At 64.7% G+C, this 24717-nt stretch carries 16 protein-coding genes; 9 read left to right on the top strand and 7 right to left on the bottom strand.

Annotated features, from left to right (window positions below):
- Positions 1–3 precede the first annotated feature (3 nt).
- Positions 4–2040 carry a penicillin-binding protein 1C gene (pbpC, locus tag D2N39_RS07145; RefSeq protein ID WP_199725218.1) on the bottom strand — a complete coding sequence of 679 codons (2037 nt, stop codon included), beginning with the start codon at positions 2038–2040 and terminating at the stop codon, positions 4–6.
- Positions 2037–7475 carry an alpha-2-macroglobulin family protein gene (locus tag D2N39_RS07140; RefSeq protein WP_119134336.1) on the bottom strand — a complete coding sequence of 1813 codons (5439 nt, stop codon included), beginning with the start codon at positions 7473–7475 and terminating at the stop codon, positions 2037–2039. The genes pbpC and D2N39_RS07140 overlap by 4 nt, the downstream gene beginning before the upstream one ends.
- A gap of 174 nt (positions 7476–7649) precedes the next feature.
- On the opposite strand from D2N39_RS07140, the gene D2N39_RS07135 reads away from it, so the two are divergent.
- Positions 7650–10190, top strand: a complete 2541-nt coding sequence (locus D2N39_RS07135) for a hybrid sensor histidine kinase/response regulator (protein ID WP_119134093.1) — start codon at positions 7650–7652, stop codon at positions 10188–10190.
- A 3-nt stretch (positions 10191–10193) separates the two neighbouring features.
- On the opposite strand, the gene yaaA is transcribed toward D2N39_RS07135, so the two are convergent.
- From yaaA to D2N39_RS07120, 3 genes are read right to left on the bottom strand one after another with little or no spacing between them, the layout of a single operon-like run.
- Positions 10194–10958 (bottom strand): peroxide stress protein YaaA, encoded by a 765-nt coding sequence (gene yaaA, locus D2N39_RS07130; protein WP_119134092.1) that lies wholly within the window; start codon positions 10956–10958, stop codon positions 10194–10196.
- A 10-nt stretch (positions 10959–10968) separates the two neighbouring features.
- Positions 10969–13008 (bottom strand): DNA helicase RecQ, encoded by a 2040-nt coding sequence (gene recQ, locus D2N39_RS07125; RefSeq protein WP_119134091.1) that lies wholly within the window; start codon positions 13006–13008, stop codon positions 10969–10971.
- Between the two features lie 3 nt (positions 13009–13011).
- Positions 13012–13299, bottom strand: a complete 288-nt coding sequence (locus tag D2N39_RS07120; protein WP_054302831.1) for a YggT family protein — start codon at positions 13297–13299, stop codon at positions 13012–13014.
- 122 nt (positions 13300–13421) lie between these two features.
- Here D2N39_RS07120 and D2N39_RS07115 point away from each other — a divergent pair, with 122 nt between their 5' ends.
- The 8 genes from D2N39_RS07115 to D2N39_RS07080 all read left to right on the top strand — a co-directional run bounded on the left by D2N39_RS07115 (position 13422) and on the right by D2N39_RS07080 (position 21111).
- Complete coding sequence (locus D2N39_RS07115) at positions 13422–13958, top strand: acyl-CoA thioesterase (protein ID WP_119134090.1); 537 nt, start codon at positions 13422–13424, stop codon at positions 13956–13958.
- Positions 13959–14026: 68 nt separating this feature from the next.
- The gene (locus D2N39_RS07110; protein ID WP_119134089.1) at positions 14027–15391 is read left to right on the top strand and encodes an MFS transporter; all 1365 of its coding nucleotides are present in this window, start codon (positions 14027–14029) and stop codon (positions 15389–15391) included.
- Positions 15391–16296: a penicillin-insensitive murein endopeptidase gene (gene mepA / locus D2N39_RS07105; protein WP_119134088.1), complete on the top strand. Its 906-nt coding sequence runs from the start codon at positions 15391–15393 to the stop codon at positions 16294–16296. The genes D2N39_RS07110 and mepA overlap by 1 nt, the downstream gene beginning before the upstream one ends.
- Entirely contained in the window at positions 16269–17156 is an 888-nt protein-coding gene (locus D2N39_RS07100; protein ID WP_119134087.1) for an esterase-like activity of phytase family protein, read from the top strand. Before mepA ends, D2N39_RS07100 begins: the two co-directional genes overlap by 28 nt.
- A gap of 79 nt (positions 17157–17235) precedes the next feature.
- Complete coding sequence (locus D2N39_RS07095; protein WP_119134086.1) at positions 17236–17859, top strand: queuosine precursor transporter; 624 nt, start codon at positions 17236–17238, stop codon at positions 17857–17859.
- A 335-nt stretch (positions 17860–18194) separates the two neighbouring features.
- Positions 18195–18617 (top strand): alternative ribosome rescue aminoacyl-tRNA hydrolase ArfB, encoded by a 423-nt coding sequence (gene arfB, locus D2N39_RS07090; RefSeq protein ID WP_119134085.1) that lies wholly within the window; start codon positions 18195–18197, stop codon positions 18615–18617.
- Positions 18614–19552 (top strand): phosphotransferase enzyme family protein, encoded by a 939-nt coding sequence (locus tag D2N39_RS07085; protein WP_119134084.1) that lies wholly within the window; start codon positions 18614–18616, stop codon positions 19550–19552. The genes arfB and D2N39_RS07085 overlap by 4 nt, the downstream gene beginning before the upstream one ends.
- Before the next feature lie 89 nt (positions 19553–19641).
- The gene (locus D2N39_RS07080; RefSeq protein ID WP_119134083.1) at positions 19642–21111 is read left to right on the top strand and encodes an inorganic phosphate transporter; all 1470 of its coding nucleotides are present in this window, start codon (positions 19642–19644) and stop codon (positions 21109–21111) included.
- A gap of 6 nt (positions 21112–21117) precedes the next feature.
- Here the strand turns inward: D2N39_RS07080 and pncB are convergent, their stop codons facing one another.
- Complete coding sequence (pncB, locus tag D2N39_RS07075) at positions 21118–22407, bottom strand: nicotinate phosphoribosyltransferase (protein ID WP_119134082.1); 1290 nt, start codon at positions 22405–22407, stop codon at positions 21118–21120.
- Positions 22341–24671, bottom strand: coding sequence for a hybrid sensor histidine kinase/response regulator (locus D2N39_RS07070; protein ID WP_119134081.1), 2331 nt, complete (start codon positions 24669–24671; stop codon positions 22341–22343). The genes pncB and D2N39_RS07070 overlap by 67 nt, the downstream gene beginning before the upstream one ends.
- Between the last annotated feature and the right edge of the window lie 46 nt (positions 24672–24717).

Genomic DNA, 24717 nt, shown 5'->3' with positions numbered 1-24717 from the left:
CCGCTATTTCAGCAGCACCCGGACGCGGGAGGATCGCCCTTCCGCGTCAATCACGCTCAGCGTGACAAAGCCCGCGCCGGGCATGGCCAGCAGCGCCTCGCGGCTGCGCAGGCCCGTGCGTAATGGCACGCCATCGGCCATAAGGGTCAGCGGCAACTGACCGCCCCGCAGTTTCACCAGCAACTGCCCGTCCAGCCGCTCGACCTCCGCTCCTTCCGGCGGAAAGGTAACCACTGGCGCATCGGCCTTCAGTTCGAAGGCAGCAGTGCGCGACCGGAAACTGCGCAGGGGTTGCGGCAATTCGGCATTCGACAGCAACAGTGTCGCCGGGGGCACGGGCGGCAGCGGCGTCAGGCTGCGGCTGATCCGGCCGATGGCCTGAAACAACACCGGCGCGGCGGTATCGGCGCCGAAGGCCCCCGGCACGGGCGTGCCATCCGCCCGCCCCATCCAGACCCCCACCACATAGCGCCCGTCAAAGCCGATGGCCCAGGCATCGCGGTGGCCGTAAGAGGTGCCGGTCTTGTAGGCCAGCCGGTTCGAGGGCGCACCGGGTGGCGGTGGTAAACCCGCCAGCACATCGGCCACCTGCCACGCCGCGACCGCCGACATCACCCTTTGCCCCGGCGCACCATCCCCCATGACCCGCAGGGGAAGCGCCACGCCGCCGCGCGCGATGGCGGCGTAAAGTTGCACCATATCGTGCAGCGTCACCCCCACGCCGCCGAGGCTGATCGCCAGCCCCGGCTCGTCGCCCTTCAACACCGGCGCCATGCCCGCGCGCTGCATCCCGGCGATGACCTTGGCCGGGCCCAGCGCCTCGGTCAGCAGCACGACCGGGATATTGAGCGACATCTGCAAGGCCTCGCGCACTCGCACAGTGCCACGGAAGATCTTGTCGAAATTCTGCGGCGCATAGGTGCCGAAGTTGACCGGCTTGTCGTCGATCATGGTTTCAGGATGGGCCAGCCCCTCGTCGAAGGCGAGGCCATAGACCAGCGGTTTCAACGTGCTGCCGGGTGAGCGCAGCGCCTGCGTCATATCCACGAAACCCTGCCGCCGGTCGGCCAGAAACCCGGCCGAACCGACCGAGGCAAGGATCTCGCCCGAGCGATGGTCGGCGGCCAGAATGGCGATCTGCAACTGTTCGCCCCGCGCCTGCACGGCCTCGCGCGCCAGCGCCTCAAGTGATTTCTGCAAACCCGCCTCGATGGTCAGCTTCAGGCGCGGCACGCCGGGGTTTTCGGCAACCACCCGGTCGGCCAGATGCGGGGCGAGCATCGGCACCGGCTGGCGCGCATCAGGCACCCTTTCGCCCTGCGTCTCACGCGCCTGTTCGGCGCTGATGACGCCGTCGCGCAGCGCGCGCTCCAACACGCGGCCCCGTGCCTCTGCTGCGCGACCGGGGTGGCGGTCGGGGCGGCGGCTTTCCGGGGCCTGTGGAATGGCGACCAGCAGCGCGGCTTCCGCCGGCGTCAGGCGGCGCGGTTCTTTTCCGAAATAGGTCAGCGAGGCCGCGCGCAGCCCTTCAAGGTTGCCGCCGAACGGAGCAAGATTGAGGTAAAGTTGCAGGATCTGCGGTTTGGTCAACCGCTGTTCCAGCGCCAGCGCCACGCGCATCTGCCGCAGCTTGCCTGCAACCTTGCCGGTGCCGCTGTCCTCCAGCAGCCGCGCCACCTGCATGGTCAGGGTGGAGCCGCCCGAAACCACGCGCCCCGACCGGACCGCCTGCGCCAAAGCCCGCGCCATCGACCGCCAGTCAACGCCATGATGCTGCCAGAACCGCTTGTCCTCATAGGCCACCAGCATGGCGAGGTAACGCAGGTCCACCTCATCCGGCGTCACAGTCATGCGCCAGCGGCCATCGGCCACGGTATAGGCACGCAGCAGGATGTCGTTGCGGTCCACCACCTCGACCGAGCTTGGCAGGGTCAGCGGCGGCAGATCGGTCGCCGCCACCCAGTCCCGCGCCCGGTCAAGGCCAAAGGCCGCCACCCATAGGGCAGCGACCAGGGCAATGGGCCAGCGCGCGCGCATCACTCTGCAATCGTCACCCGGCCGGTGCCGCTTTGGGCGCGGAAGCTCGGGCGATACATGTCCTCGACCGAGGCGGCAGGATGGGTGAAGCTGCCGGGCGAAACCGCGCGCACGATATAGGCCAGCCGGAAGCTGCCGTTATCGTAACGATCCAACGCCGTCAGGAAACGATCCTGCCGGAACTCGCTATGCGCGGCATCGGTTTCCAGACCCAGCCAGTCCAGCGCATCGATATTGCCGCCGCCGATCAGGTTGGGGTTGTCGATCTCGAACCCGGCGGGCAGCGGATCGTTGACCATCAACCGCGCCTCGCCGCGCCCGAAGGGCGTCACCTCCAGCACGGTGACCAGACGATCGCCCACCTTCAGCCCGTCCAGCGTCGCCGCCTGACCATCCAGCGTGTAATAGCTGCGGCTGATGGAATAGCCGTTGCCAGCGGCCGACAGCGGTTCGGCCGGCACGCCATAGGTGGTGACGGTCAGGAAGGTCTTGGCGCCGTTGTTCTGCACCGTCACCGGCGCATCGCCATCGGACAGCACCCGCACCAGCGGCCCGGTGACTGGCGCCCCGTTCATGGTGACATCCGCCCCTGCCCCGTCGAGCAGCGCGTTGGAGGCAAGCAGCGTCCATACGCTTTCCTGCGTCGAAAGCGCGCCGGTGGTGGCAATGCGACTGACCAGCTCGTCGCGGTTCACCGCCTGCGAGCCGGATTCCACCGCCAGCGTCAGCACCGCCGCCGCGTCGCGCCGGGTGGTGCCGTAATCCGCCCGCAGGATCTGCGCCGTATCGGGCTTCGCCGCATCCAGTCGCGCCATCGCCTTGCGGAACATCGCATCGGCCCGCGCCGGATCGCCATAGGACGCCAGCGCCGCGCCAAGCTGCGCCTGTGCCAGCGGCGTGGCGAAGGCATCGCCCTTCACATCGGCGTAATAACGCAGATCGCCAATCGCCGCCGCCCCTTCGCGCGCCAGAACCAGCAGCGCATAGGCCAGCGCCTCGCCGCCCTCGTCGAAGTCGGACTGGTAGTTCACCTGATTGCGCAGATTATCCAGCGCATTGCGGAAGGCCAGTGCCGGCACCTCATGCCCCTGCGCGCGGGCCCGGCTGAGGAAATCGGTCACATAGGCATCCAGCCACAGATCGCCGCCCGAATATTCCGGCGCCGACCACAGGCCAAAGGCGCCCTCGGCATTCTGGTTCTGCAAGATCTCGGTAATCGCCTGGTCGATGCGGAGGCTGATATTGTCGGCCCCTTTCAACTGCATCGCCTGCGCCACCTGATCAAAGTAAACCAAGGGCAGCGCGCGCGAGGTCATCTGTTCGGTGCAGCCATAGGGGTAACGATCCAGCGCCTCCAGCAGCCCCGGCGCATTCAGTCGCGCGATGGGACCGACGGCGAGCGTCGCCTTGGCGGTGCCGGGCATCATCCCGTCGAAAGCCGCGGAATCGAAGGTAAACGCTTGCCCCTTGTCCAGATCGAAGCGGCTGACCCGCGCGACCTCGGGTTCGCCCGATTGCACGGGCAGGGTGAGCGTCTTCACCAGTTCCTTACCTTCCGGCGTGGTCAGCGTGACGGTGATCTTGTCGATCCCCGCTGCGCCTGCAGTCACCGGAATACGGAGGCTGGTCTTCTGCTTTTCGCCAAGGTCGATCTCGGCCGGGACGGTGCCAAGGGTGACGCCCTCGCCCGCTACGGCCAGTTTCATTCGCCCGGCCGGGCCGGTGGCATGCACGATTTCCAGCAGCAGGCGGCTTTCATCGCCGGGCGCCATGAAGCGCGGCAGCGAGGCGGTCACCACCACCGGGTCGCGCACCAGCACATCGGCGCTGGACTGGCCGACGCCCTTGCCGCTCCAGGCCACGGCCATCACCTTCACGGTGCCGTTGAACGAGGGCAGGTCGAAGCTGACACGCGCCAGACCATCGGCCCCCACCGCGACCGGGCCAGTGAAATAGGCCACCAGTTCTTCGGTGGGCGGCGGGGCTTGCAGCCGGGCTTGCGCGCCCGCGTCTCCGCCCGAACGCACCTGTCCCTCGGCCCCGTTCAGCCCGTCGATGAGACGGCCGTAAACGTCGCGGATACCGATGCCCAGCTTCTGCTGGCCAAAGTAATATCCAGCCGGATCGGGTGCCTTGAAGCCAGTGAGGTTAAGGATGCCCACATCCACGGCCGCAACGGTGACATAGGCGGTATCGCCCGCGGCCACACCTGCGACCTTCACCGCGATGTCCAGCGGGCCACGCGGCGCGGCCTCGGCCGGGGCCTGCACGGTGACATCCAGCTTGGCGGCGCCGGGATCGATGCTGGCATGGGCCAGACCGAGCGCCCGCGCCGGGTTGCGCCCCGCCGCCACATCCATCGGCCGCAGCACCGAGGCGGTGACATAGACCCCCGCGCCCCAGTCATCGGTGACGGGCAGGTCGATCAGGTTCTCACCCTCGGCCACATCCACCGCCTGCATCGCGATCAGCCGGTCAGACATCACCATGACCAGCGCCTTGCCCGCCGCGCGCGGCACCATGCGCAGCTTCGCCGTCTCGCCCGGCCGATAGGCGGGCTTGTCCAGCGACAGTTCCAGCGTGTCGGGCGTTGCGGTGGCATCGGCAGGCGCATACCAGCCAGCATAGAAACTGGTCGAGGTTTCGGCCGGCGTGCCGTCGATGCGGCTGACCGAAAGCTCATACTCGCCCCATTGCACCGGGGCCGACACCTGCACCGGATCGGCGCCCAGATCGACCTCGCCACTGGCGATGCGGGTGCGGGTCGTCACCGGCTCCCAGTTCCAGTTGCCGGAGTAGCTATACCATTGGTAATTGGTCTCGACGCGCGTCAGCTCCCACGCCGCCTTCATCGGAGTGGCGGCCAGATCAGTGCCGACGCCGATCAGCGCGAACCGCGCCTCGGCGTTTTCCGGCACGGTGCCATCAAACAGCGGCTTCACCCCGATCATCGGCGATACAGGCACCAGCGGGGTTTCCACCCGCCGTTCCACCGGACGGCCCGAGCCTTCGGCGATGCGCAGGGTAAAGCGCGCCTCCAGCGGACGGCCCGGATCATCTGCTTCGGGTAGCGCGGCGGCAACGGTCGCCTTGCCCGCGGCATCGGTGCGGGTGCCCGAGGCGATCGCCTCCATCCGCGCGTCAAAGGGCTGATCGTGGCGGCCGAAGACATAGCCGGGCCATGCGGGCAGCCCCTTGGCGGCGCGCAGCAGCACCTCACCCTCGATCGCCAGATCGGCACCGGGCGCCCCGAACAGATATTTCGCCTCGACGCCGATTTCCGCCACATCGCCGGGCGCGAGCGGGGTATCCGGCAGCTTCAGCGCATAGTCGATGCGTTCCGGCAGAAAATCTTCGACGAGGAAGGTTTGTGTCGCCAGTGGCTTGGCCTCCAGATCGGCATAGACCTGCATCTTCCAGACGCCGCGCGGCGCGCTGCCCGCGATGGGTTGCGCAAAGACATGGCCGCCCTTGCCTGCATCTGCCGCCTGCGCACGGGCATATTCCACCCCGTCGGGCCGACGGTAAATCGCGGTCAGCGGGAGTCCTTCAACCGCCTGCGCGCGCGGATCGCGGGTCAGCGCGGTGGCATAGACGGTTTCGCCCGCACGATAGGCGCCGCGATCCGTGGTCAGGAACACATCCACCGGCCCCGCCGCCTCTCGCCCTTCCACCCCACGGTCGGACAGGTCGAACTCCGGGTCGGTCAGCGACAGGAAGGCCAGATCCTTGTCGCCATCCTTCGCCACCAGCATCGAGGGCGCAGCCCCGCCGGTGCCGCGCGCCAGCCCGGCGTCAAACCGGGCATAACCTTGCGCGTCAGTGACTGCCGTGCCGAGAACATTGTTGGTCCGGCTTAGCAGTTCGACCGTCACACCCGCCCGTGCTTCGGCACTGGCGAGACTGCGGATGATGACATGCAGCCCGTCAGTCCCCGAAAGCGAGGTCATGCCAAGGTCGGAGACCACGAACCATTGCCAGGCCGCCGGGATGGCATAGGGGTCCACCCCCGGCACCGCCGCCTTCAGCGCATAGATCCCGGCGGGCAGGTCATGCAGTGCCTCGGCCAGCGGCAGGCGCGTGGTGACATCCTTGTTCACCTCGCGCACGACAGTGGCGCTGCCCTTCCACAACTCCTCGCCCACCTCACCGGCAAAGCCCTGTTCCTGATATTCGGCAATCGGCCAGTCGATATAGCCATTCTGCGCCGCCCGCAGAATGTTGCGGTCAGACACGCGATACAACGCAAGATCCAGCTTGTCGGTATTCACCGTCACCACCGGCAGCGCCGCCTGATCGGTTTTCGGCAGCACATAGGCCCGGCCGGGGAAACGCACCTGCGCCGCGCGGTCGCGGACATAGGCGCTGATCTGCACCGATTTCGCCAGTTCCTGCCCGTCGGCCGAGGGCAGCCCTTCGCGGAAGGTGAACTGGTAGCGCTTGCCATGGCTGACGCCCTCGACGCACAGCTGCCGCCAACCACCCGGTTGCACCGTCAGCCCGGTTTCCGGCAGTTGCACGAAAGGAGCGTAATCCAGCCCGGATTCAACCAGATCCTCCGAGACGTTCACGCAGACACGAGGCCGCGCCGTATCGCTTTGAATATCCGTCTCAAGAATGCGGAAGCCGTATTTGCCAGCGGCCTTGTCCAGCAGCGCCGCCGTATCGTCGCGCGGCTGAATGGATTGCGCCAGACGCAGCGCCTTGACCATATCACCGCCCCGGCCCTGCGCCTCCATCGCCAGTGCCATCTGCACCAGCGCATTGTGCCGCACCGCCACCAAGCCTGTGCGCAGATAGGCATTGACCGAGGCTGAAAGGGCGCGGAACCGCAACGAACCGGCCTCGTTCTGGTTCTGGTTGGCCGCTGCAAGCAACAGGCGGGCGTATTCCACCCAAAGGTCGGCGCGATCCTCGGCGTTCAGCGCGGCGCCGGTGAAATTTGCGGCCTGCATCAGCTTGCCCGCCGCCTCGTTCTGGCGCGCGGCTTCCATATGTTCGGCCGCCGTCCACTGGCCGGTCGTATGGAGATTGCCCAGCCCCTGCGCCTGATCCAGCGCCAATGCGAAGTCACCGTCGTTCAGAAAGCCCAGATCGGCCCGGCGCGCAGGCGCCTCGCGCAGCAGCGCCGGATCGGCCTGCACCAGACGCCCCGAAATGGCACCCTGATAAAACGCCCCTTCCCCCGGATTTGCCTTCACGAAACAAGACCCGTTGCGGGTGTTGAATGTGAAATCCGTGCAGCGCGGTTCGGCCGTGCAGGCGCGTTCACAGGCTTCCAGTGTGGTATCGAATTGCGAGGAAAGATCGCCGCCCGGCAGGTCCGCATCCTGCGTCAGGACGAATCGCTTGGCCGGTATCAGGTCCTGTGCGGAGGACAGCCCCGGCAGCCCAAGGGCCAATACAGCCACGGCGACGGCAAGGCGAAACGGACGCATCTGAAAATCCTCCTGAAAAGGCTTGGGCGCAATGCTGCCACGGCGGGCCGCGCGGCGCAATCGCCGCGTCCCTCTGTTCACGATCTGATCTTGTTAAGCCTTGCTTCACGATGTTGCGGGAACCTGCCCCTGCCCGACGGAACCCCGTCCGGGGAAGCAGGATGTGGATAACGGATGGAACTGGCGGAACGGCTGGCCAAGGAAAGGCGCGCACGGCTGGCGGCAGAACGGCTGCTGGAACAGAAAAGCAGGGAGCTTTATGCCGCCAACGAAAAGCTGGCCCTCCATGCGCGCGCACTGTCGGATCAGATCGTGGAACAGCGACAGGTGGTGAAATCCGCCCTTTCGGAAGCGGAGGCGCTGAAGGGGCAGAACCTGCGCTTCCTGACCGATCTGGAACGCGCCCATACTGCGGCGGTGATGGCCGAACGCCGGCTGTGGGATTCGATTAACACGATCCGCGACGGCTTTGCCGTTTTCGACTCATCCAATCGGTTGGTGGCGGCGAACAGGGCCTATCTGGCGGTCTTCGAATCCGAAGCCATCCCCCCCGGCACCGACTATGCCGAAATCCTTGGCACAGTGGCTGAATCCGGTCTGGTGGATATTGGTGACCACACGGTCGAAAGCTGGTGCGCGCAGATGCTTTCACGTTGGGACGATGATCCGATCCCCCCGCGTGTGCTGCAATTTTCCAGTGGAATCTGGGTCCGGCTGGTGGACCGAAGGTCGCGAGACGGCGACATGGTCAGCCTTGCCGTCGACATCACCGAACAAATGCGCATCTGGGCCGCGATCGAAGCCATTCCCGACGGCTTCGTTCTGTTTGACAGGGAGGACCGGCTGATGGTCTGCAATCAACACTACCGCGATCTTTATGCCGAAAGCGCCCCCGCCATGGTGCCCGGCGCCAGCTTCGAAGCCATCCTGCGCTATGGGCTGGAACAAGGCCAATACCCCGAGGCCGCAGGCCGCGAGGAGGACTGGATCGAAGAACGGCTGGCCCTGCGCGAATCCGCCAGTGTCGATTTTGAGCAGGCCATCGCGGGCGGGCGGTGGCTTCGCGTCATCGACAAGGAAACCCCGGACGGCGGCCGCGTCGGGTTGCGGGTTGACATCACCCGCGTCCGTGAACAGCAGGCAGCACTGGAAAGCGCGCGCGAAACGGCCGAAGCGGCGGTGCGCGCCAAATCCGCTTTCCTTGCCAATATGAGCCACGAAATCCGCACGCCGATGAATGGCGTCGTCGGCATGGCCGAACTGCTGTGCGACACGCCGCTGACCGATGAACAACGCCTTTTTGCCGATACCATCCGCTCCTCGGGCGAGGCGCTTCTGGTCATCATCAACGACATTCTGGACTATTCGAAGATCGAGGCGGAACGTCTAACCCTGCACCCCGAACCTTTCGATCTGGAGCGGGTGATCCACGAAGTCGCCATGCTGTTGCAACCGCGCGCGCAGGCCAAGGCGGTCGATCTGATGATCGACTACGACATGTTCCTGCCCACCCGATTCATCGGCGATCCGGGGCGGCTGCGGCAGGTGCTGACCAATCTGATCGGCAATGCGGTGAAATTCACCGACAAGGGCCATGTTCTGATCCGGGTTGTCGGGATTGAGGCCGCGCCGGGGGCGCAACAGCTTCACATCACTGTGGAAGATACCGGCATCGGCATCGCGCAGGAAAACCTCGATCATATCTTTGGCGAATTCAATCAGGTGGAAAGCGCCACCAACCGCAAGTTCGAGGGCACGGGTCTGGGCCTTGCCATCTCGCGTCGGCTGGTCGAACATATGGGCGGCGCAGTCTGGGTGGACAGCGAGTTGGGTCGCGGATCGTGCTTCGGTTTCCGTCTGTCGCTGCCCGTGGCGGAATCGGCCGAGGATCATCCGGCCAGCGTATCCCTGAAACGGGCGCTGGTGGTGGATGACCAGTTCATCAACCGCACCATTCTGGAACGCCAGCTATCGACCTGCGGAATGCAGAGCGTGCTGTGCCGGTCCGCCGCAGAGGCGCTGACCCGGCTGGAACAGGACCGCGACTTCGATGTGATTCTGGTGGACGAAGACATGCCCGAAACCGATGGTCTGGCCTTCGTGGACCGCGCGCGTGCAGCCGGGATCACCGTGCCAGCGCTGCTGCTGTCCGCCAATCCCGTTCTGGCGCGCGACCGCGACAAGAACAACCATAGCGCTGGCTTTCTGCAAACGCCCCTGCTGCGCGCCGATCTCTATCGCCGTCTTCAGGCGCTCGCCCCTTTGGTGCCTGCGGCCTTGCCGCCACCACCGGGGCGGCGACTGATGCGGGTTCTGGCAGCCGAGGACAACCGCACCAATCAACTGGTTTTCCGCAAGATGGTGCGCGATCTGGCCATCGAACTGGTCTTTGCAGATAACGGGCGCGAAGCGGTGGAGCTGTTTGAAAGCTTCCGTCCCGATCTGGTCTTCATGGATATTTCGATGCCCGAGATGGATGGCCGCGACGCCGCACGCGCCATCCGCACCATTGAGGCCGGGCGATCTCATGTACCCATTGTCGCCCTGACGGCACATGCGATGGAGGGCGACGAGGAAAGCATCCTTGCCGCAGGGATCGACCGCTATCTGACCAAACCCCTGCGCAAGACTGCGATTTGCGAGGTATTGGCACAGTTCACACCGGCAGATGCGATACCTGCGCGCACTGATCTGCCGGAAAGTGGGGCCGCATGAGGGTCAGACGCTGCGCCGGAAAACCAGCCGCCCGCCCTCTGACGCCTCCGGGTCATGCCTGTAGCCGCCCGAGGTAAAACCGCGCAGGTCATCAGGGTCGGACAGCCGGTTTTCCAGAATGAACCGCGCCATCGCCCCGCGCGCTTTCTTGGCCCAGAAGCTGATGACCTTGGCGCCCCCCTCGCGGTCTTCCAGAAAGACCGGGGTGACCACGGGAAGGCGCAGCGCCGCAGGATCGACGGCCGAGAAATATTCTATCGAGGCGCAATTCACCAGACACCGCGCCCCGGCCTGTTCGGCGGCCTCGTCCAGCGCCGTGGCCAGCCGATCACCCCACCAGTCGTAAAGCGAGGCGCCGCGCGGGTTGGCCAGACGCGAACCCATCTCCAGCCGGTAAGGCTCGATCCGGTCGGTCAGACGCAGCAGGCCGTAAAGACCCGACAGGATGCGCAGATGCGCGGACGCCCAGCGCCAGGCATCGGCGTCCAGCTTGCCCGCCTCCAGCCCGGCATAGGTATCGCCCGCAAAGATCAGGGCGGCAGGCGCAAGATCCTGTGTGCCGAAGGCGGCGAACCGCCCGGCATTCAACTCGGCCAGCGCGGGGGAAATGCCCATCAGCTTGCGCAGATCGGCCGGAGTTAGGGCGCGGGCAATCCCGACAAGCTCGGTGGCTTCCGCCGCGAAGTGCGGATCGGTCGCGGCGATACCGGCAGGCAGCGGCGCAGGCGCGGGATCAAGGCGTTTGGCGGGGGAAATCACGGTCAGCATGGCGGGTCTTTCAGGCGTCACGGCACAAGGACAGGAAAGCTTCGCCAAAGCGGTCCAGCCGTGCGGGGCCAAGATCCCCGACACGATCGAGATCCGACAGGGTGGACGGCCTCGCCTCGGCGATGCGGCGCAGGGCGCTTTGCGAAAGCGACATCGGTTTGCCGGTGCCATCCTCGCCACGCATCAGCCGCAGTTGCGCCTCGGCCAGCAGATCGAACAGCGCCCCGGCGGGCTGCCCGGCCAGTCGGGCGCGGGCCGGATGCATCGGATCGGCGGCACCATTGATGACCGACAGGAAGGCCGCGCCATAGCTTTCCAGCTTCTTGGCCCCGACACCACTGACGCGCGACATCTCGTCCAGCGTGGCGGGGCGGCGCTCTGCCATCTCGATCAGCGTGCGGTCGGGGAAGATGACATAGGCGGGCACGCGCGCGGCCTCGGCCAAAGCACGGCGCTTCGCTTTCAGCGCCGAAAGCAGCGGCGCGTCCTCCTCGGCCACCAGCGATTTGACGGCCGGCCGTGCACTTGCCTGCACCGTGTCACGCCGCAGGGTGATGCTTTCCTCGCCGCGCAGGATCGGCCGGGCGGCCTCGGTCATGCGCAGGGCGCCAAAGCGTTCTGGATCGGGGCGCAGCAAGTCGCGCCCCATCATCTGCCGGAACACCGCACCCCAGCCGGTTTTCGACAGGTCACGCCCGACACCGAAGGTGGGAAGCTGGTCATGCCCCTTCTCGCGCACCTTGGCCGTATCATTGCCAGTCAGAATGTCGATCAGATGTCCGGCGCCGAACCATTCGCCTGTGCGCAGCACGGCTGACAGTGCCTTGCGCACGGGCTCCGTTGCATCAAAGACCTGCGCGGGGCGGTCGCAGATGTCGCAATTGCCGCAAGGGCCGGAGGTCTCGCCAAAGTAGCCAAGCAGCACCTGACGGCGGCAGCCCGTCGCCTCGGCCAGACCCAGCAGCGCGTTCAGCCGGGCGTGATCGGCCTCTTTCCGGTCGGCGGGGGCGGGGCTTTCGTCGATCTGCGAGCGGCGCAGGCGGATGTCGTCGGGGCCGTAGAGCGTCAGCGTCTCGGCCGGGGCGCCGTCACGCCCGGCGCGACCGATTTCCTGATAGTAAGCCTCGATGGACTTCGACAGATCGGCATGCGCGACCCAGCGGATGTCAGGCTTGTCGATGCCCATGCCGAAAGCGATGGTGGCGCAGACGATCAGGCCGTCCTCTTGCTGAAACCGCACCTCGACGCTTCGGCGGTCTTCGGCATCCATGCCGCCGTGATAGTGGCAGGCGACATGCCCGGCCTCGCGCAGCGCCTGGGCCAGCACCTCGGTCTTGGACCGTGTGGCGCAATAGACGATGCCGGATTGCCCCTTCCGCGCCCCCGCGAAATCAAGGATCTGGCGGCGCGGGCTGTCCTTCACGGCGAAGGCCAGATGGATATTTGGCCGGTCGAAGCCGCGCAGGAAGGTGGCGGGTGCCTCGCCGCCGAACAGCCGGGTCACGATCTCGGCGCGGGTTTCCTCGTCTGCGGTGGCGGTGAAGGCGGCAAGCGGCACGTTCAGCGCACGCTTCAACTCACCAATGCGCAGGTAGTCGGGGCGGAAGTCATGGCCCCACTGGCTGACGCAATGCGCCTCGTCCACCGCAATGAGATTGGTGCCGACCCGGCGCAAAAGCGCGGTGGTGTTGCCGGAGGCGAGCCGTTCCGGCGCCATATACAGCAGTTTCAGCCGCCCTTCATCCAGCGCCCGGAACACCTCTTCGGTTTCCTCGTCGGTATTGCCGGAGGTCAGCGCCCCGGCCTCCACCCCCGCCTCGCGCAAGCTGCGCACCTGATCGCGCATCAGGGCAATCAGCGGCGAGATGACAACCGTGACCCCCTCGCGGCACAGCGCCGGAAGCTGGAAGCACAGCGACTTGCCGCCGCCGGTGGGCATGATGGCCAGCGTGTCGCGGCCTGCCAGCACCGCCTCGACGATCTCTTCCTGACCGGGGCGAAAGGCCCCGTAGCCGAAGACCCTCGCCAGAAGCTCGCGCGGGTGTTGCATGGGTCAGTAGAAGGACGCGGCGTTGTTGATGATGACGATGCGCAGCGCGTAGATGCCCAGAAGCACGATGAGCGGCGCGAAGTCGATGCCCGACATCGCGGGCAGGATGCGGCGCACCGTGCCGTAAACCGGCTCCAGCAGGCGGTTCAGGCCATACCAGAGCTGCGCGACCAGCGGCTGTCGAGTATTGAGCACCTGAAAGTTGATCAGCCAGGACATGATGATGTGGGCAATGATCACCCACTGCGCCACGTCAAGCAGCAGAAGCAGGATTTGCAGAATGGAAACCATGGCGCCCTCACAAGCTGTTGTGGTCTAGGTAACGCGATGACCCTAGGGGAGCAAGCCTTTCCGCAGCGTTCCGCTTGACCCTGTGGATGACGCGCGGCAGGCCACAGGGACAGGAGGCGCCCATGTATCCCTATGTTCGACTCGCCAAGGAAATCGTGAAGTTTCGCAAGGCCCCCGCCCTGGGGATCTTTGACACCCATGTCAGCACCCATCGCATCTGGCCATGGGACATCGACCCGTGGATGGAACTGAACAACGGCCGCACCCTGACGCTGTTCGATCTGGGCCGGGTGCCGCTGGCCATCCGCACAGGGCTGGCGCGGGTGGTGCGCGAACAGGGCTGGGGCATGGCGGTGGCGGGCAACACGACCCGCTATCGCAAGCGGGTCACGACATTCCAGTGCGTGAAGATGCATTCACGCTGCGTGGGCTGGGATGCGCGTTTCATGTATCTGGAACAAAGCATGTGGCGCGGTAATGACTGCACCGGCCAGATGCTTGCCCGATCGGCCTTCACCTCCAAAGCCGGGATGGTGCCGCCCGCACGCGTGCTGGAGGCGATGGGCCAGCCCGTCGAAAGCCCGCCTTTGCCCGAATGGGTCGCCGCCTGGATCGCGGCGGATGCCACCCGCCCCTGGCCACCGGAACGGCACTGCTGATCCGGCAGGGGGTTGCCAGCCGGGAGCCTTTCAGGCTTGATCGGCCCGAACGGGCAAAGGGGACAGCCATGGTCAGCGCGAAGAAACGCATCTGGGGCTGGTTTTTCTTTGACTGGGCCAGCCAACCTTACAACACCTTGTTGCTGACCTTCGTCTTTGGCCCCTATTTTGCGGAAGTGGCGAAAAGCTATTACCTGACGCAAGGCCTGTCGGCCGAGGCGGCAGGCGCGCAGGCACAGGCGTTCTGGGGCTATGGGCAAACCATTTCCGGCGTGATGATCGCCCTGCTGGCCCCGGTTCTGGGCGCCATTGCCGATGGGTCGGGGCGCCGGATGATCTGGATCTGGGTGTTTTCCGCCTTCTATGTCATCGGCTCATGGGGGCTGTGGTATCTGACCCCCGACATGCCCGATCTGACCATGGCGATGGTCTTTTTCGGTCTCGGCCTGATCGGGATGGAATTCGCCACGATTTTCACCAACTCCCTGATGCCCAGCCTCGCCGAGCATGAGGAGATGGGCAAGATTTCCGGCTCTGGCTTCGCTTTCGGCTATCTGGGCGGGATCATCTCGCTGATCATCATGCTGCTTCTGCTGGCAGAAAGCGGCGTGACCGGCAAGACGCTGATCGGACTGGACCCCGTTCTGGGGCTGGATGCAGGCAGCCGCGAGGGCACCCGCGCGGTCGGGCCCTTCACCGCGCTGTGGTATATCATCTTCATGGTGCCCTTCTTCCTGTGGGTGCGCGAAACACCCGGCACCGGCACCGGGCAGCCGGTGAAGGCGGCGCTGGCTGATCTGGGGCGGCTGCTGAAGACACTGCCCAGCCGTCAGAGCCTGTTCGCCTATCTCATGTCCTCGATGTTCTACCGCGACTCGCTGAACGCGCTTTACGGGTTCGGCGGGGTCTATGCCTCGGGTGTGCTGGGGTGGAGCGTCACGCAGATCGGCATTTTCGGCATCATCGGCGCCATTTCTGCCAGCCTTGCCACATGGATCGGCGGCAAGCTGGATGCCGCGCGCGGACCAAAGCCGGTGATCGTGATGTCGGTCTGGGTGCTGATTGTCGTCTGTGCCGTTATCGTCGGCATGTCACGCGAACAGATCTTCGGCATTCCCTTCGCGGAAGGGTCCGGCGCGCCGGATGTCATCATGTATCTCTGCGGTATCCTGATCGGCGCGGCGGGGGGCACGGTGCAGGCTGCCTCGCGCACCATGATGGTGTTTCACACCACCCCCGAACGCGCGACCGAGGCCTTTGGCCTGTTCGCCCTGTCGGGCAAGGCGACCTCGTTCATCGCGCCCTTCGCCATTGCCGTCGCCTCGGACATCAGCGGATCGCAGCGCATTGGCGTCGCGCCGCTCATCGGGCTGTTTCTCATCGGGCTCATTCTGCTAATCTGGGTGAAACCGAACGGTGAACGGGCAGTCTGATGATCCGCAAGATATTTCTGGCCAGTCTGCTGGCCGCAGCAAGCCTTTCCCTAAGCGCAGCACCCGTCAGCGCAGAGAAACTGGCAAACAAACTGTTCGGCGCGAAGGATGCCCCGTCGCAACAGGCGCCCATGCCCATCGGGTCTTACGCGCGGGGCTGTGCGGCGGGGATGGTGGAACTGCCGGAAACCGGACCGACGTGGCAAGCCATGCGTCTGTCGCGCGGGCGGAACTTCGGCCAGCCGGAAATGATTGCTTTTCTTGAGGATCTGTCGGCGCAGGTGTCCCGCATCAATGGCTGGGCCGGGCTATACATCGGCGACATCAGCCAGCCACGCGGCGGTCCGATGACCAGCGGCCATGCCAGCCACCAGATCGGGCTTGATGCCGATATCTGGATGCTGCCGCCCAAGCGGCTGAACCTCAGCCGGGCGGACCGGGAAAAGATCAGCTCGATTTCGGTGCGCTCTGCCGATCAGCGCAAGATCACCACGAACTGGACGGCACAGCATGCTGCGGTGCTTAAGGCCGCCGCCTCTGACCCGCGCGTGGATCGTATCTTCGTGACCCCGCCGGTGAAGATCGAACTTTGCCGCACCGCCGGTCGCAAGGACAAGGACTGGCTTCAGAAAATCCGCCCCTATTGGGGGCATGACACGCATTTTCACGTCCGGCTGAAATGCCCGCGTGGCGCCACGGCCTGCGAGACGCAGAAACCCACAGTGGCCGAACTTTCCAATGGCGGCGATGGCTGTGACGACAGCCTGACCTGGTGGGTGACCGCCGCGCTGGAGCCGCAGCCGAAAAAGCCCAAAGACCCGAATGCGCCGAAAAAGCGCGGGCCGCGTGAATACACGATGGCCGATCTGCCCAAGCAATGCGCCGCCGTTCTGTCATCACGCTGATCCTCGCCTGCGGGCTCGCCCTTGAAGGCAGCGCCAGCCCGACGGAGGCGCCCGGCCACCTCGGAAGCTTCGTATGGCGCTCGGACGATCCACGCATGGGCGGCATGTCGGGGCTGGAGATCAGCGACGACGGTCTGCGCTTCACCGCGCTTTCTGATCGCGGCGGCTGGACCTCCGGGCGATTGCGGCGCGACGGTTCTGGCCGGATCATCGGGATCGAGGCCGCCCCGGTGCAGGTGCTGCGGGGCAAAGGCAAGTCGTCGCTGGCCAATGGGCGCAATGACAGCGAGGGGCTGGCCATCGCGGCGGACGGAACCGCCTATATCTCGCTCGAAGGCGTTGCGCGGGTTTTGCGCTATGCCCGGATGGGCGCCGAGGCGGAAAACCTGCCGACCCCGCAAGCCTTTGCTAAGATGCAGCGCAATTCTTCGCTTGAGGCGCTGGCCATCGGGCCGGATGGCGCGCTTTACACCCTGCCCGAAAGATCTGGGCGCGAGGACAGGCCTTTCCCGGTCTGGCGCTTTCACAACGGGACATGGGACCAGCCCTTCACCATCCCGCGCGAGGGATCATTTCTGCCGGTCGGCGCCGATTTCGGGCCGGATGGTCGGCTTTACCTTCTGGAGCGGCAGTTTCGCGGACTGATGGGCTTTGCCTCCCGCGTCCGGCGCTTCAACGTGACCGGCAATCAGATCGACCGCGGGGAAACCGTGCTGCAAACCCGACCGGGCCAGCATGACAATCTGGAAGGCATCGCCGTCTGGCACGATGCACAGGGTATCCGGCTGACGCTGATCGCGGATGACAATTTCCGGTTCTTCCAGACCACCGAAATCGTCGAATATCGCCTGCCGGATTGACTCGTGCCCTGTCCGGGCGTAACGGGGCGGCCTGCCCAAAAGGGCCAAGTCTCCGCGACCTTGTAAAAACGGATCACACATGTCGAAATCCCTTCTGCCCGGCGTTCTCGCCATGGCGGCCACGGTGGTGGCTTCCAACATTCTTGTGCAATACCTGCTCGGTCCCTGGCTGACATGGGGCGCACTCACCTATCCTGTCGCCTTTCTGGTCACCGATCTGACCAACCGCATCTATGGTGCCGCCGCCGCGCGACGGGTCGTGCTGGTGGGCTTTGTCGTGGGCATCCTGTGCTCGCTGATCGGATCGCAGATCGTGGGCGAGTTCGGTCCTCTGGTCACCCTGCGCATCGCGCTGGGATCGGGCGCCGCATTCCTTGCCGCGCAACTGACCGACATTGCCATCTTCAATCGCCTGCGTGCCGGAAGCTGGTGGCGCGCGCCGCTAATCTCTACCCTGTTCAGCTCCACTCTCGATACGGTAATCTTCTTCACCACCGCCTTCTCGGCCAGCCTCGCCTTCATCGAGCCTGCGAATGACGTATCCTGGGCGGGCGAGGTGCTGCCGATCCTCGGCTTCGGCCCCGCCGCACCGCTTTGGATTTCGCTGGCTGTTGCCGACTGGATGGTCAAGCTGACCCTCGCAGCTGTTGCACTTGTGCCATTCCGCATCATTGTCGGAAAGTTGACTCTACGTCCGGTATAAAACCTTTTGACAAAGCCCAGATCTGTGTCACGCTCCCCTTATCGGCAATCTTTTGAAAGGAGGTGATCCAGTGTCTAGAGTGATATTGGAGAGAGGTGTCGGGACAGTCAGGAGGAGCGAGATTTAAGGGCAACCCCTTGAAAATCAATCCTATGATTGGGCTTGAAACCTAACTGGCCCATCTCCTTGGAACTCGGAAAGGGTCGCCGTTTGTAGGCGGCCCTTTCTCGTTTTCGGCCACCATAAAATCCGGCGCGGCCCAGCCTTAAAATACCGGCCCGCAATAGCGCCATTTCCCCCCTTTCGCCGCGCGCCAAAGCCGTTAATCTCGCGCCATGCTGCGGATCACAGAGACAATCACCATCGCCGACTGGGAGCTTTCTGAAAGCTTTTCTCGATCCTCCGGGCCGGGCGGCCAGAATGTGAACAAGGTGGAAACGGCGGTGGAACTGCGGTTCGAGGCGGAACGCTCCCCCCACCTGACGCCCGCGGTGAAGGCCCGGTTGAAGCGTATTGCGGGACGGCGCTGGACCACCGAGGGCGCCATCGTGATCCGGGCGGAGGAAACCCGCAGCCAGGCGCGTAATCGTGAACTGGCCGAGGCACGTCTGGTCGAGATGATCCGGCAGGCGCTGGTTGCCCCCAAGCGCCGTATTGCCACCAAGCCGACACTGGGCAGTCAGCGGCGGCGGCTGGCTGCCAAGGCCCAGCGCGGCGAGGTAAAGACCCTGCGAGGCCGGGTGGAGGGCGAGGAATGACCGAAGTGGAAGAAGCGGCAGCGCTTTGGGGCGCACGCATTCAGGCAGAATTGCGCAACCGGGAAAACGCGGTTTACGCCATCGCGCTTCCTGACGGTGCGCGGGCTGCCTTACGGCTGCATCGTGTGGGCTACCAGAACCCGGCCGCCATCCGTTCAGAGCTCTGGTGGTGCGCCGAACTGGCACGGTCGGGCGTCGCGGTGCCCGCGCCTGTCGCCTCGACCAATGGCGATCACTTGCGCCGGTTGCACGGCGGGCGTCTGGCCTCGGTCATGTCATGGATGGAGGGCGCCCCGTTTGGGGAGTCACTTGTGCCCTTGACGGGAACGCGGACCGAACAGACGGCGCGCCACCGCGCGCTTGGCCAGTTGCTGGCCCAAGTGCATGACGCCACTGACCGCCTGACACTTCCGCCCGACTTTACCCGCCCGCGATGGGACATCGACGGCCTGACCGGCGAAAACCCGCTATGGGGGCGGTTCTGGGAACATCCTGCGCTTTCTGCCGAGGATGCCGCCCTGCTGGTTCGCGCGCGCGACCTGCTGCACGAGCGGCTGACCGATCATGCCCGCCACAGCGCCCTTGGCCCGGTTCACGCCGATGTGCTGCGCGAGAATATCCTTGTCGATGGCGACCACCTGTCACTGATCGACTTTGACGACAGCGGCATCGGTTTCCGCCTTTACGACCTTGGCACCGTTCTGTCGCAAGACCTGTATGAGCCGCATCACCCCGCCTTGCAGCAGGCGCTGATCGAGGGATATGCCAGCCTGCGGCAGGATGATTTCAATATGGTGCCATTGTTCACATTAGCCCGTGTGCTCGCTTCGGTCGGATGGGCCATGACGCGGTTGCCACCCGAGCACCCGGTCCACCGCAGCCATATCGCACGCGCTGTGATGTGGGCCGGACGCCAGCTTTCCGCGGCAAACTGAACGATCCGACAGGAATTTTCCGGGAATCGGTTGCCGCCCAGCCGTGGCCGGGCTATGCGCTGCGCGTGTAACAGGCCGGTGACGGAACCATGACACAATTTCAACAGAACAAGTGGAAGACGCTCGACAAGGATCTGTCGCGTCTTGTCGTGCTGGAGCAGGCAACCGGCTTTCTGTCGCGGCCGTTGATCGCTGTCGGCGTCGGCCTTGCCTTCATCGCCTTCTGTGCCATCGCCGCTGCGGTGCTGACCGGCGGCGCACCGAATTCGCTGATCATCGTCGCGGCTGCGGCTTTCGGGGCCTATATGGCGCTGAACATCGGCGCCAATGACGTGGCCAACAACATGGGACCGGCCGTCGGCGCCAATGCATTGACGATGGGCGGCGCACTGATCATCGCGGCCGTGTTTGAAACTGCGGGCGCGCTGATCGCGGGCGGCGATGTGGTTTCGACCATCTCGGGCGGGATCGTCGCCCCCGAGGCGGTGGCTGACCCGCAAACCTTCATCTGGGCCATGATGTCGGCGCTGATCGCTGCCTCGCTGTGGCTCAACCTCGCCACATGGTTCGGTGCCCCGGTCTCGACCACCCATGCCATCGTTGGCGGTGTGATGGGTGCGGGTATCGTGGCAGCCGGTTTCGATGCCGTGGACTGGGGCAAGATGGGCCAGATCGCCGCAAGCTGGGTGATCTCACCCATCCTCGGCGGTGTCATTGCCGCCGCCTTCCTTGCCTTCATCAAGGCCCGCATCAATGATGTCGAGGACAAGCTCGGCGCTGCCCGCCTGTGGGTGCCCGTGCTGATCGGGATCATGGCCGGCACCTTCACCACCTATCTTGCGGTCAAAGGGCTGAAGAAGCTGGTTTCGGTCCCGATGCCTGTGGCGCTGTTTCTGGGTCTGTCAATCGGCATTGCAGCGGTGCTGATCACCCGACCGATGATCCGTCGCAAGTCTGAGGGGATGGAAAACCGCAAGCGTTCGCTCAAGGTGCTGTTCTCGATGCCGCTGGTGATTTCGGCGGCGCTGCTGTCCTTCGCCCATGGCGCCAATGACGTGGCCAATGCCGTCGGTCCGCTTGCCGCCATCGTCCATGCCGTCACTGACCACGCAACATCCGACAAGGTCGGCATTCCGCTCTGGGTCATGCTGATCGGCGCGGCGGGCATCTCGTTCGGGCTGACACTGTTCGGCCCCAAGCTGATCCGCATGGTCGGAACCGAGATTACCAAACTGAACCCGATGCGCGCCTATTGCGTGGCCCTTTCCGCCGCAATTACCGTCATCGTCGCAAGCTGGCTCGGCCTGCCGGTCAGTTCGACCCATATCGCGGTCGGCGCGGTGTTCGGGGTAGGCTTCTACCGCGAATGGCATGCCGACCGTCAGGCGCGGCGCACCGGCATCATCAAGGGCAAGCCTGTCGCCCCCGAAGAACGCTCGCGCCGCAAGCTGGTGCGGCGCGTTCATGTGCTGTCGATCGGGGCGGCCTGGGTTGTTACCGTGCCGCTGACCGCAGTTCTGTCGGCGCTGCTTTTTGTCCTGCTGCGGCAGCTGGTCTGACCTGCATCAGACCAGAAGATCCTGCGCCTTCTGCCCCCCGACGCCAAAGACCCGCTTGTAGCGCGCAACCTCTTCTGCCGGTCCCATGGCCTTGTTGGGATTGTCGGAAAGCTTGACCGTCGGGCGCCCGTTCGCGCTGACGGCCTTGCAGACAAGGCTGAACGGTGCCAGCCGGTCCCCTGCCAGACCGCGGAAATCATTGGTCAGCATGGTGCCCCAGCCGAAGGAAACCTTGACCCGGCCTACGAAGCGGGCGTGCAGTTCCTCGATCTTCTCGACATCCAGCCCGTCCGAGAAGATCACAAGCTTCTGGGTCGGATCCTCGCCACGATCCTTCCACCAGCGGATTGCCATCTCGGCGGCACCGGCCGGATCGCCGGAGTCGATGCGAATGCCCGTCCAGGTCGTCAGCCAGTCGGGCGCGTGCTTCAAGAACCCCTCCGAGCCGAAGGTATCAGGCAGGATGATGCGCAGATTGCCATCATGTTCGTCGTGCCAGTCGGCCAGAACCCGATAGGGCGCCTGGGCAAGCTCTGCATCGTTGTCAGCCAATGCCGCATAGACCATGGGCAGTTCATGCGCATTGGTCCCGATCGCCTCGATATCGCGCTTCATTGCGATGCGGCAGTTCGATGTGCCGATGAAGGCGTCGCCCAAACCTTCCTGCATGGCCTGAACACACCAGTCCTGCCAAAGGAAGCCGTGCCGTCGGCGCGTACCGAAATCGGCGATCTTCAGCCCCTCGATGCGGCGTAACCGTTCGATCTTTTCCCACAGCCGGGCCATGGCGCGGGCGTAAAGCACCTGAAGCTCGAACTTGCCCATGTCGCGCAGCACGGCACGCGAGCGCAATTCCATCAGCACCGCCAGCGCCGGAATTTCCCACAGCATAACCTCGGGCCAGCGGCCCTCGAAGGTCAGCTCATACTGGCCATCGCGTTTCTCCAGGTGATAGTCCGGCAGGCGCATGCCTTCGAACCATTCCATGAAATCAGGGCGGAACATCTGGCGCTTGCCATAGAAGGTATTGCCGCGCAGCCATGTGCTTTCACCACGGCTGAGGCTCAGCGAGCGGACATGATCCAGCTGTTCGCGCAACTCCCCCTCGTCGATCAGTTCGGCGAGGCGAATGGATTTCGTGCGGTTGATCAGGCTGAACACCACGGTCGTATCCGGCTTGTTGCGAAAGATCGACTGGCACATCAGCAGTTTGTAGAAGTCCGTATCGATCAGCGAACGGACGATCGGGTCGATCTTCCAGTTGTGGTTGTGGACCCGCGTTGCGATATCGACCATTCTGCATCTCCCTTTGCGCTCATCTCTAAGGCATAGGCGGGGGAGACGTCAAAACCCGTCTCGGGCTGCCGGGCGATCCTGTCCAGCAATTCATAAAGGTCGCGGCGTGTCAGCGGCTTGGACAACATGCCATCCATCCCTGCCGCAGCAACCGCAGCGCCCTGTTCATCCTTGGAGAACGCCGTTTGCGCGATGATCCGACATCGCGGCAATCCTGCGGCTGCCTCATGCGTCCGGATCGCACGGGCTGCGGTCAGCCCGTCCATGCCCGGCATGGACAGATCCATCAGCACCAGATCCGGCGGATCAGCCTTGTAACGCGCCAGCGCCTCCTCTCCATCGCGGGCCACGCTGACACGCGCGGTGCTGTGCTCCAGCAACTTGCGGGCGATCATCAGATTGGTCGCATTGTCTTCGGCCACCAGCACATGCAACCCGGTCTGCGGCCTGACAACTGGAACCGGCGTCGCATCAGGGCGAACCGCACCGCTCAAACGTGGCAATCGCAGTGTCACGCTGAAGACAGCCCCCTGCCCCGGAACGGAGCTGACGGAAATATCGCCTCCCATCTGCCGGGCCAGCAGGCGCGAGATCGTCAACCCCAGGCCCGACCCTCCGAAGCGGCGTGAAATGGTGCTGTCAGCCTGGGTAAAGCTGTCGAAGATCGTTTCCAGCCGTTCCGGCGCGATGCCGATGCCGGTATCCTCAACCGCGATGCGCAGCAAATCAACCGCCCCCTCCGGCTGGTAATCCAATCGCACCTGGACTGCACCACGGTCGGTGAACTTCACCGCATTCCCAAGAATATTCAGCAGGATCTGCCGTATTCGCCCGCCATCCCCAAGATGGCGCGGAAACCCTTGCGGGACAGATGTGCGCAATTCGATGCCTTTCTTCGACGCGAAGGGCCGCAAAAGCTTCGCAACGCTTTCGATCCCCTCGGCCACAGAAACCGGTTCGGCCAGCAGGTCTGATTTTCCAGCCTGCGCCTTCGAAAGGTCCAGCACATCATTGATGATCGTCACGAGGGCGCGGCCGGATTCAAGGATCGTATCGAGGTATTGGCGCTGCTGGTCATCCAGTGCCGTTTCGCCCAGAAGCTCCGCCACACCGATCACCCCATGCAGCGGCGTGCGGATTTCATGGCTCATCGTAGCAAGGAATTGCGATTTGGCATGTGCGGCGGCCTCTGCCGCCTCACGCGCCGCGGCCAGCTCAGCCGCCTGACGCCGCGCCTCGGTCACGTCACGCTCGACTGCGATGAACACCTCGGGCTTGCCCTCCGCGTCCAGAACGGGAGTCAGGGAAATGTCCATCCAGAGGCGCCCGCCATCCTTGCGGCGGTTCTGAAGCTCCAGCCGCAGGGGCTGCGCCTGTTCATAGGCCTGCCGCAGCCGCAGCAGATCATCGGCCAGCGTTTCGGGGGCGTTCAGCAGATCACCGGGGAAACGACCGACCGCCTCGTCAAAGCGATAGCCGGTGATTCGGCTGAAGGCCGGGTTGACCCATTGGATGCGACCGTCAGGCCCGGTGAAGACAACACTGTCACCTGCATGCTGGGCTATCCGCGCCAGCCATGCCGACTTGCGCGCCGCTTCAGACAGCGCCTTCTGCGACCGGCTCAGCGCAACCTGTTCGTCCAGCAAGGCCCGCTCGAACCGCAACCGTTCTTGCCGACCCTTGCCGACCGAGCGGATGAAAAGTGCAGAACTATAGCCCAGAATCAGCATGGAGAAGATCAGGAACAGGCTGCCCGGTCCGCGCTGCGGCACCAGATCGGCGATCAGAACCAGTGCAGCCAGACCATAAATCGCCAGCCGCGCCGAGCCGCCTTCGGGGAAGTGATGGCGCACAAGTCCCGCGTTGATGATGGCGGACATCAGGAAGACGGCAGCAAAGACCTGCGCCTCGATCAACGGGATGAAATACCAGCAGAGCGCTATGCAGCCCGAAATCGTCAGTGCCTGAAATGCGGCAGTGCCCGTGGCCAGATGGCGGGCGTCCGGTGGCACCTTCTCGGAACAGCGGCGCAGGATCCAGCGCAGCGTCAGACAATCGACCGCCTCACCCAGCAGGGCCAGCCCGATGCTGGCGGGCGCCAACCAGGGCGATCCCAGCGCACCGATCACCGCGGCCCCGATCAAGGTCATGGTTTGGCGCACCAGAAAGGTGCGCACACGCCCGCGCGCATAGCGGCGGAACAGGCCATGCGGGCTGTTCCGGCTTATGAAGATCGCACGTGCTTCGGCGATTGCCTTGTCCATCCTCTGCCCTGCCGGTTTCCGGCTCAGCCTAGGACGAGGACGTTAA

Source organism: Gemmobacter lutimaris (genome assembly GCF_003570715.1).
In the GTDB taxonomy this organism is placed as follows: domain Bacteria; phylum Pseudomonadota; class Alphaproteobacteria; order Rhodobacterales; family Rhodobacteraceae; genus Gemmobacter; species Gemmobacter lutimaris.
This window is presented reverse-complemented; position numbering and strand designations above follow the sequence as displayed.

What these genes read in the sequence shown, in the direction of transcription:
- D2N39_RS07135 (WP_119134093.1), top strand. Translation starts at nt 7,650, where the DNA reads ATGGAACTGGCGGAACGGCTGGCCAAGGAAAGGCGCGCACGGCTGGCG.
- mepA (WP_119134088.1), top strand. Translation starts at nt 15,391, where the DNA reads ATGATCCGCAAGATATTTCTGGCCAGTCTGCTGGCCGCAGCAAGCCTT.
- D2N39_RS07110 (WP_119134089.1), top strand. Translation starts at nt 14,027, where the DNA reads ATGGTCAGCGCGAAGAAACGCATCTGGGGCTGGTTTTTCTTTGACTGG.
- yaaA (WP_119134092.1), bottom strand. Translation starts at nt 10,958, where the DNA reads ATGCTGACCGTGATTTCCCCCGCCAAACGCCTTGATCCCGCGCCTGCG.
- D2N39_RS07095 (WP_119134086.1), top strand. Translation starts at nt 17,236, where the DNA reads ATGTCGAAATCCCTTCTGCCCGGCGTTCTCGCCATGGCGGCCACGGTG.
- D2N39_RS07070 (WP_119134081.1), bottom strand. Translation starts at nt 24,671, where the DNA reads ATGGACAAGGCAATCGCCGAAGCACGTGCGATCTTCATAAGCCGGAAC.
- arfB (WP_119134085.1), top strand. Translation starts at nt 18,195, where the DNA reads ATGCTGCGGATCACAGAGACAATCACCATCGCCGACTGGGAGCTTTCT.
- D2N39_RS07140 (WP_119134336.1), bottom strand. Translation starts at nt 7,475, where the DNA reads ATGCGTCCGTTTCGCCTTGCCGTCGCCGTGGCTGTATTGGCCCTTGGG.
- D2N39_RS07100 (WP_119134087.1), top strand. Translation starts at nt 16,269, where the DNA reads ATGCGCCGCCGTTCTGTCATCACGCTGATCCTCGCCTGCGGGCTCGCC.
- D2N39_RS07085 (WP_119134084.1), top strand. Translation starts at nt 18,614, where the DNA reads ATGACCGAAGTGGAAGAAGCGGCAGCGCTTTGGGGCGCACGCATTCAG.
- recQ (WP_119134091.1), bottom strand. Translation starts at nt 13,008, where the DNA reads ATGCAACACCCGCGCGAGCTTCTGGCGAGGGTCTTCGGCTACGGGGCC.
- D2N39_RS07080 (WP_119134083.1), top strand. Translation starts at nt 19,642, where the DNA reads ATGACACAATTTCAACAGAACAAGTGGAAGACGCTCGACAAGGATCTG.
- D2N39_RS07120 (WP_054302831.1), bottom strand. Translation starts at nt 13,299, where the DNA reads ATGGTTTCCATTCTGCAAATCCTGCTTCTGCTGCTTGACGTGGCGCAG.
- pncB (WP_119134082.1), bottom strand. Translation starts at nt 22,407, where the DNA reads ATGGTCGATATCGCAACGCGGGTCCACAACCACAACTGGAAGATCGAC.
- D2N39_RS07115 (WP_119134090.1), top strand. Translation starts at nt 13,422, where the DNA reads ATGTATCCCTATGTTCGACTCGCCAAGGAAATCGTGAAGTTTCGCAAG.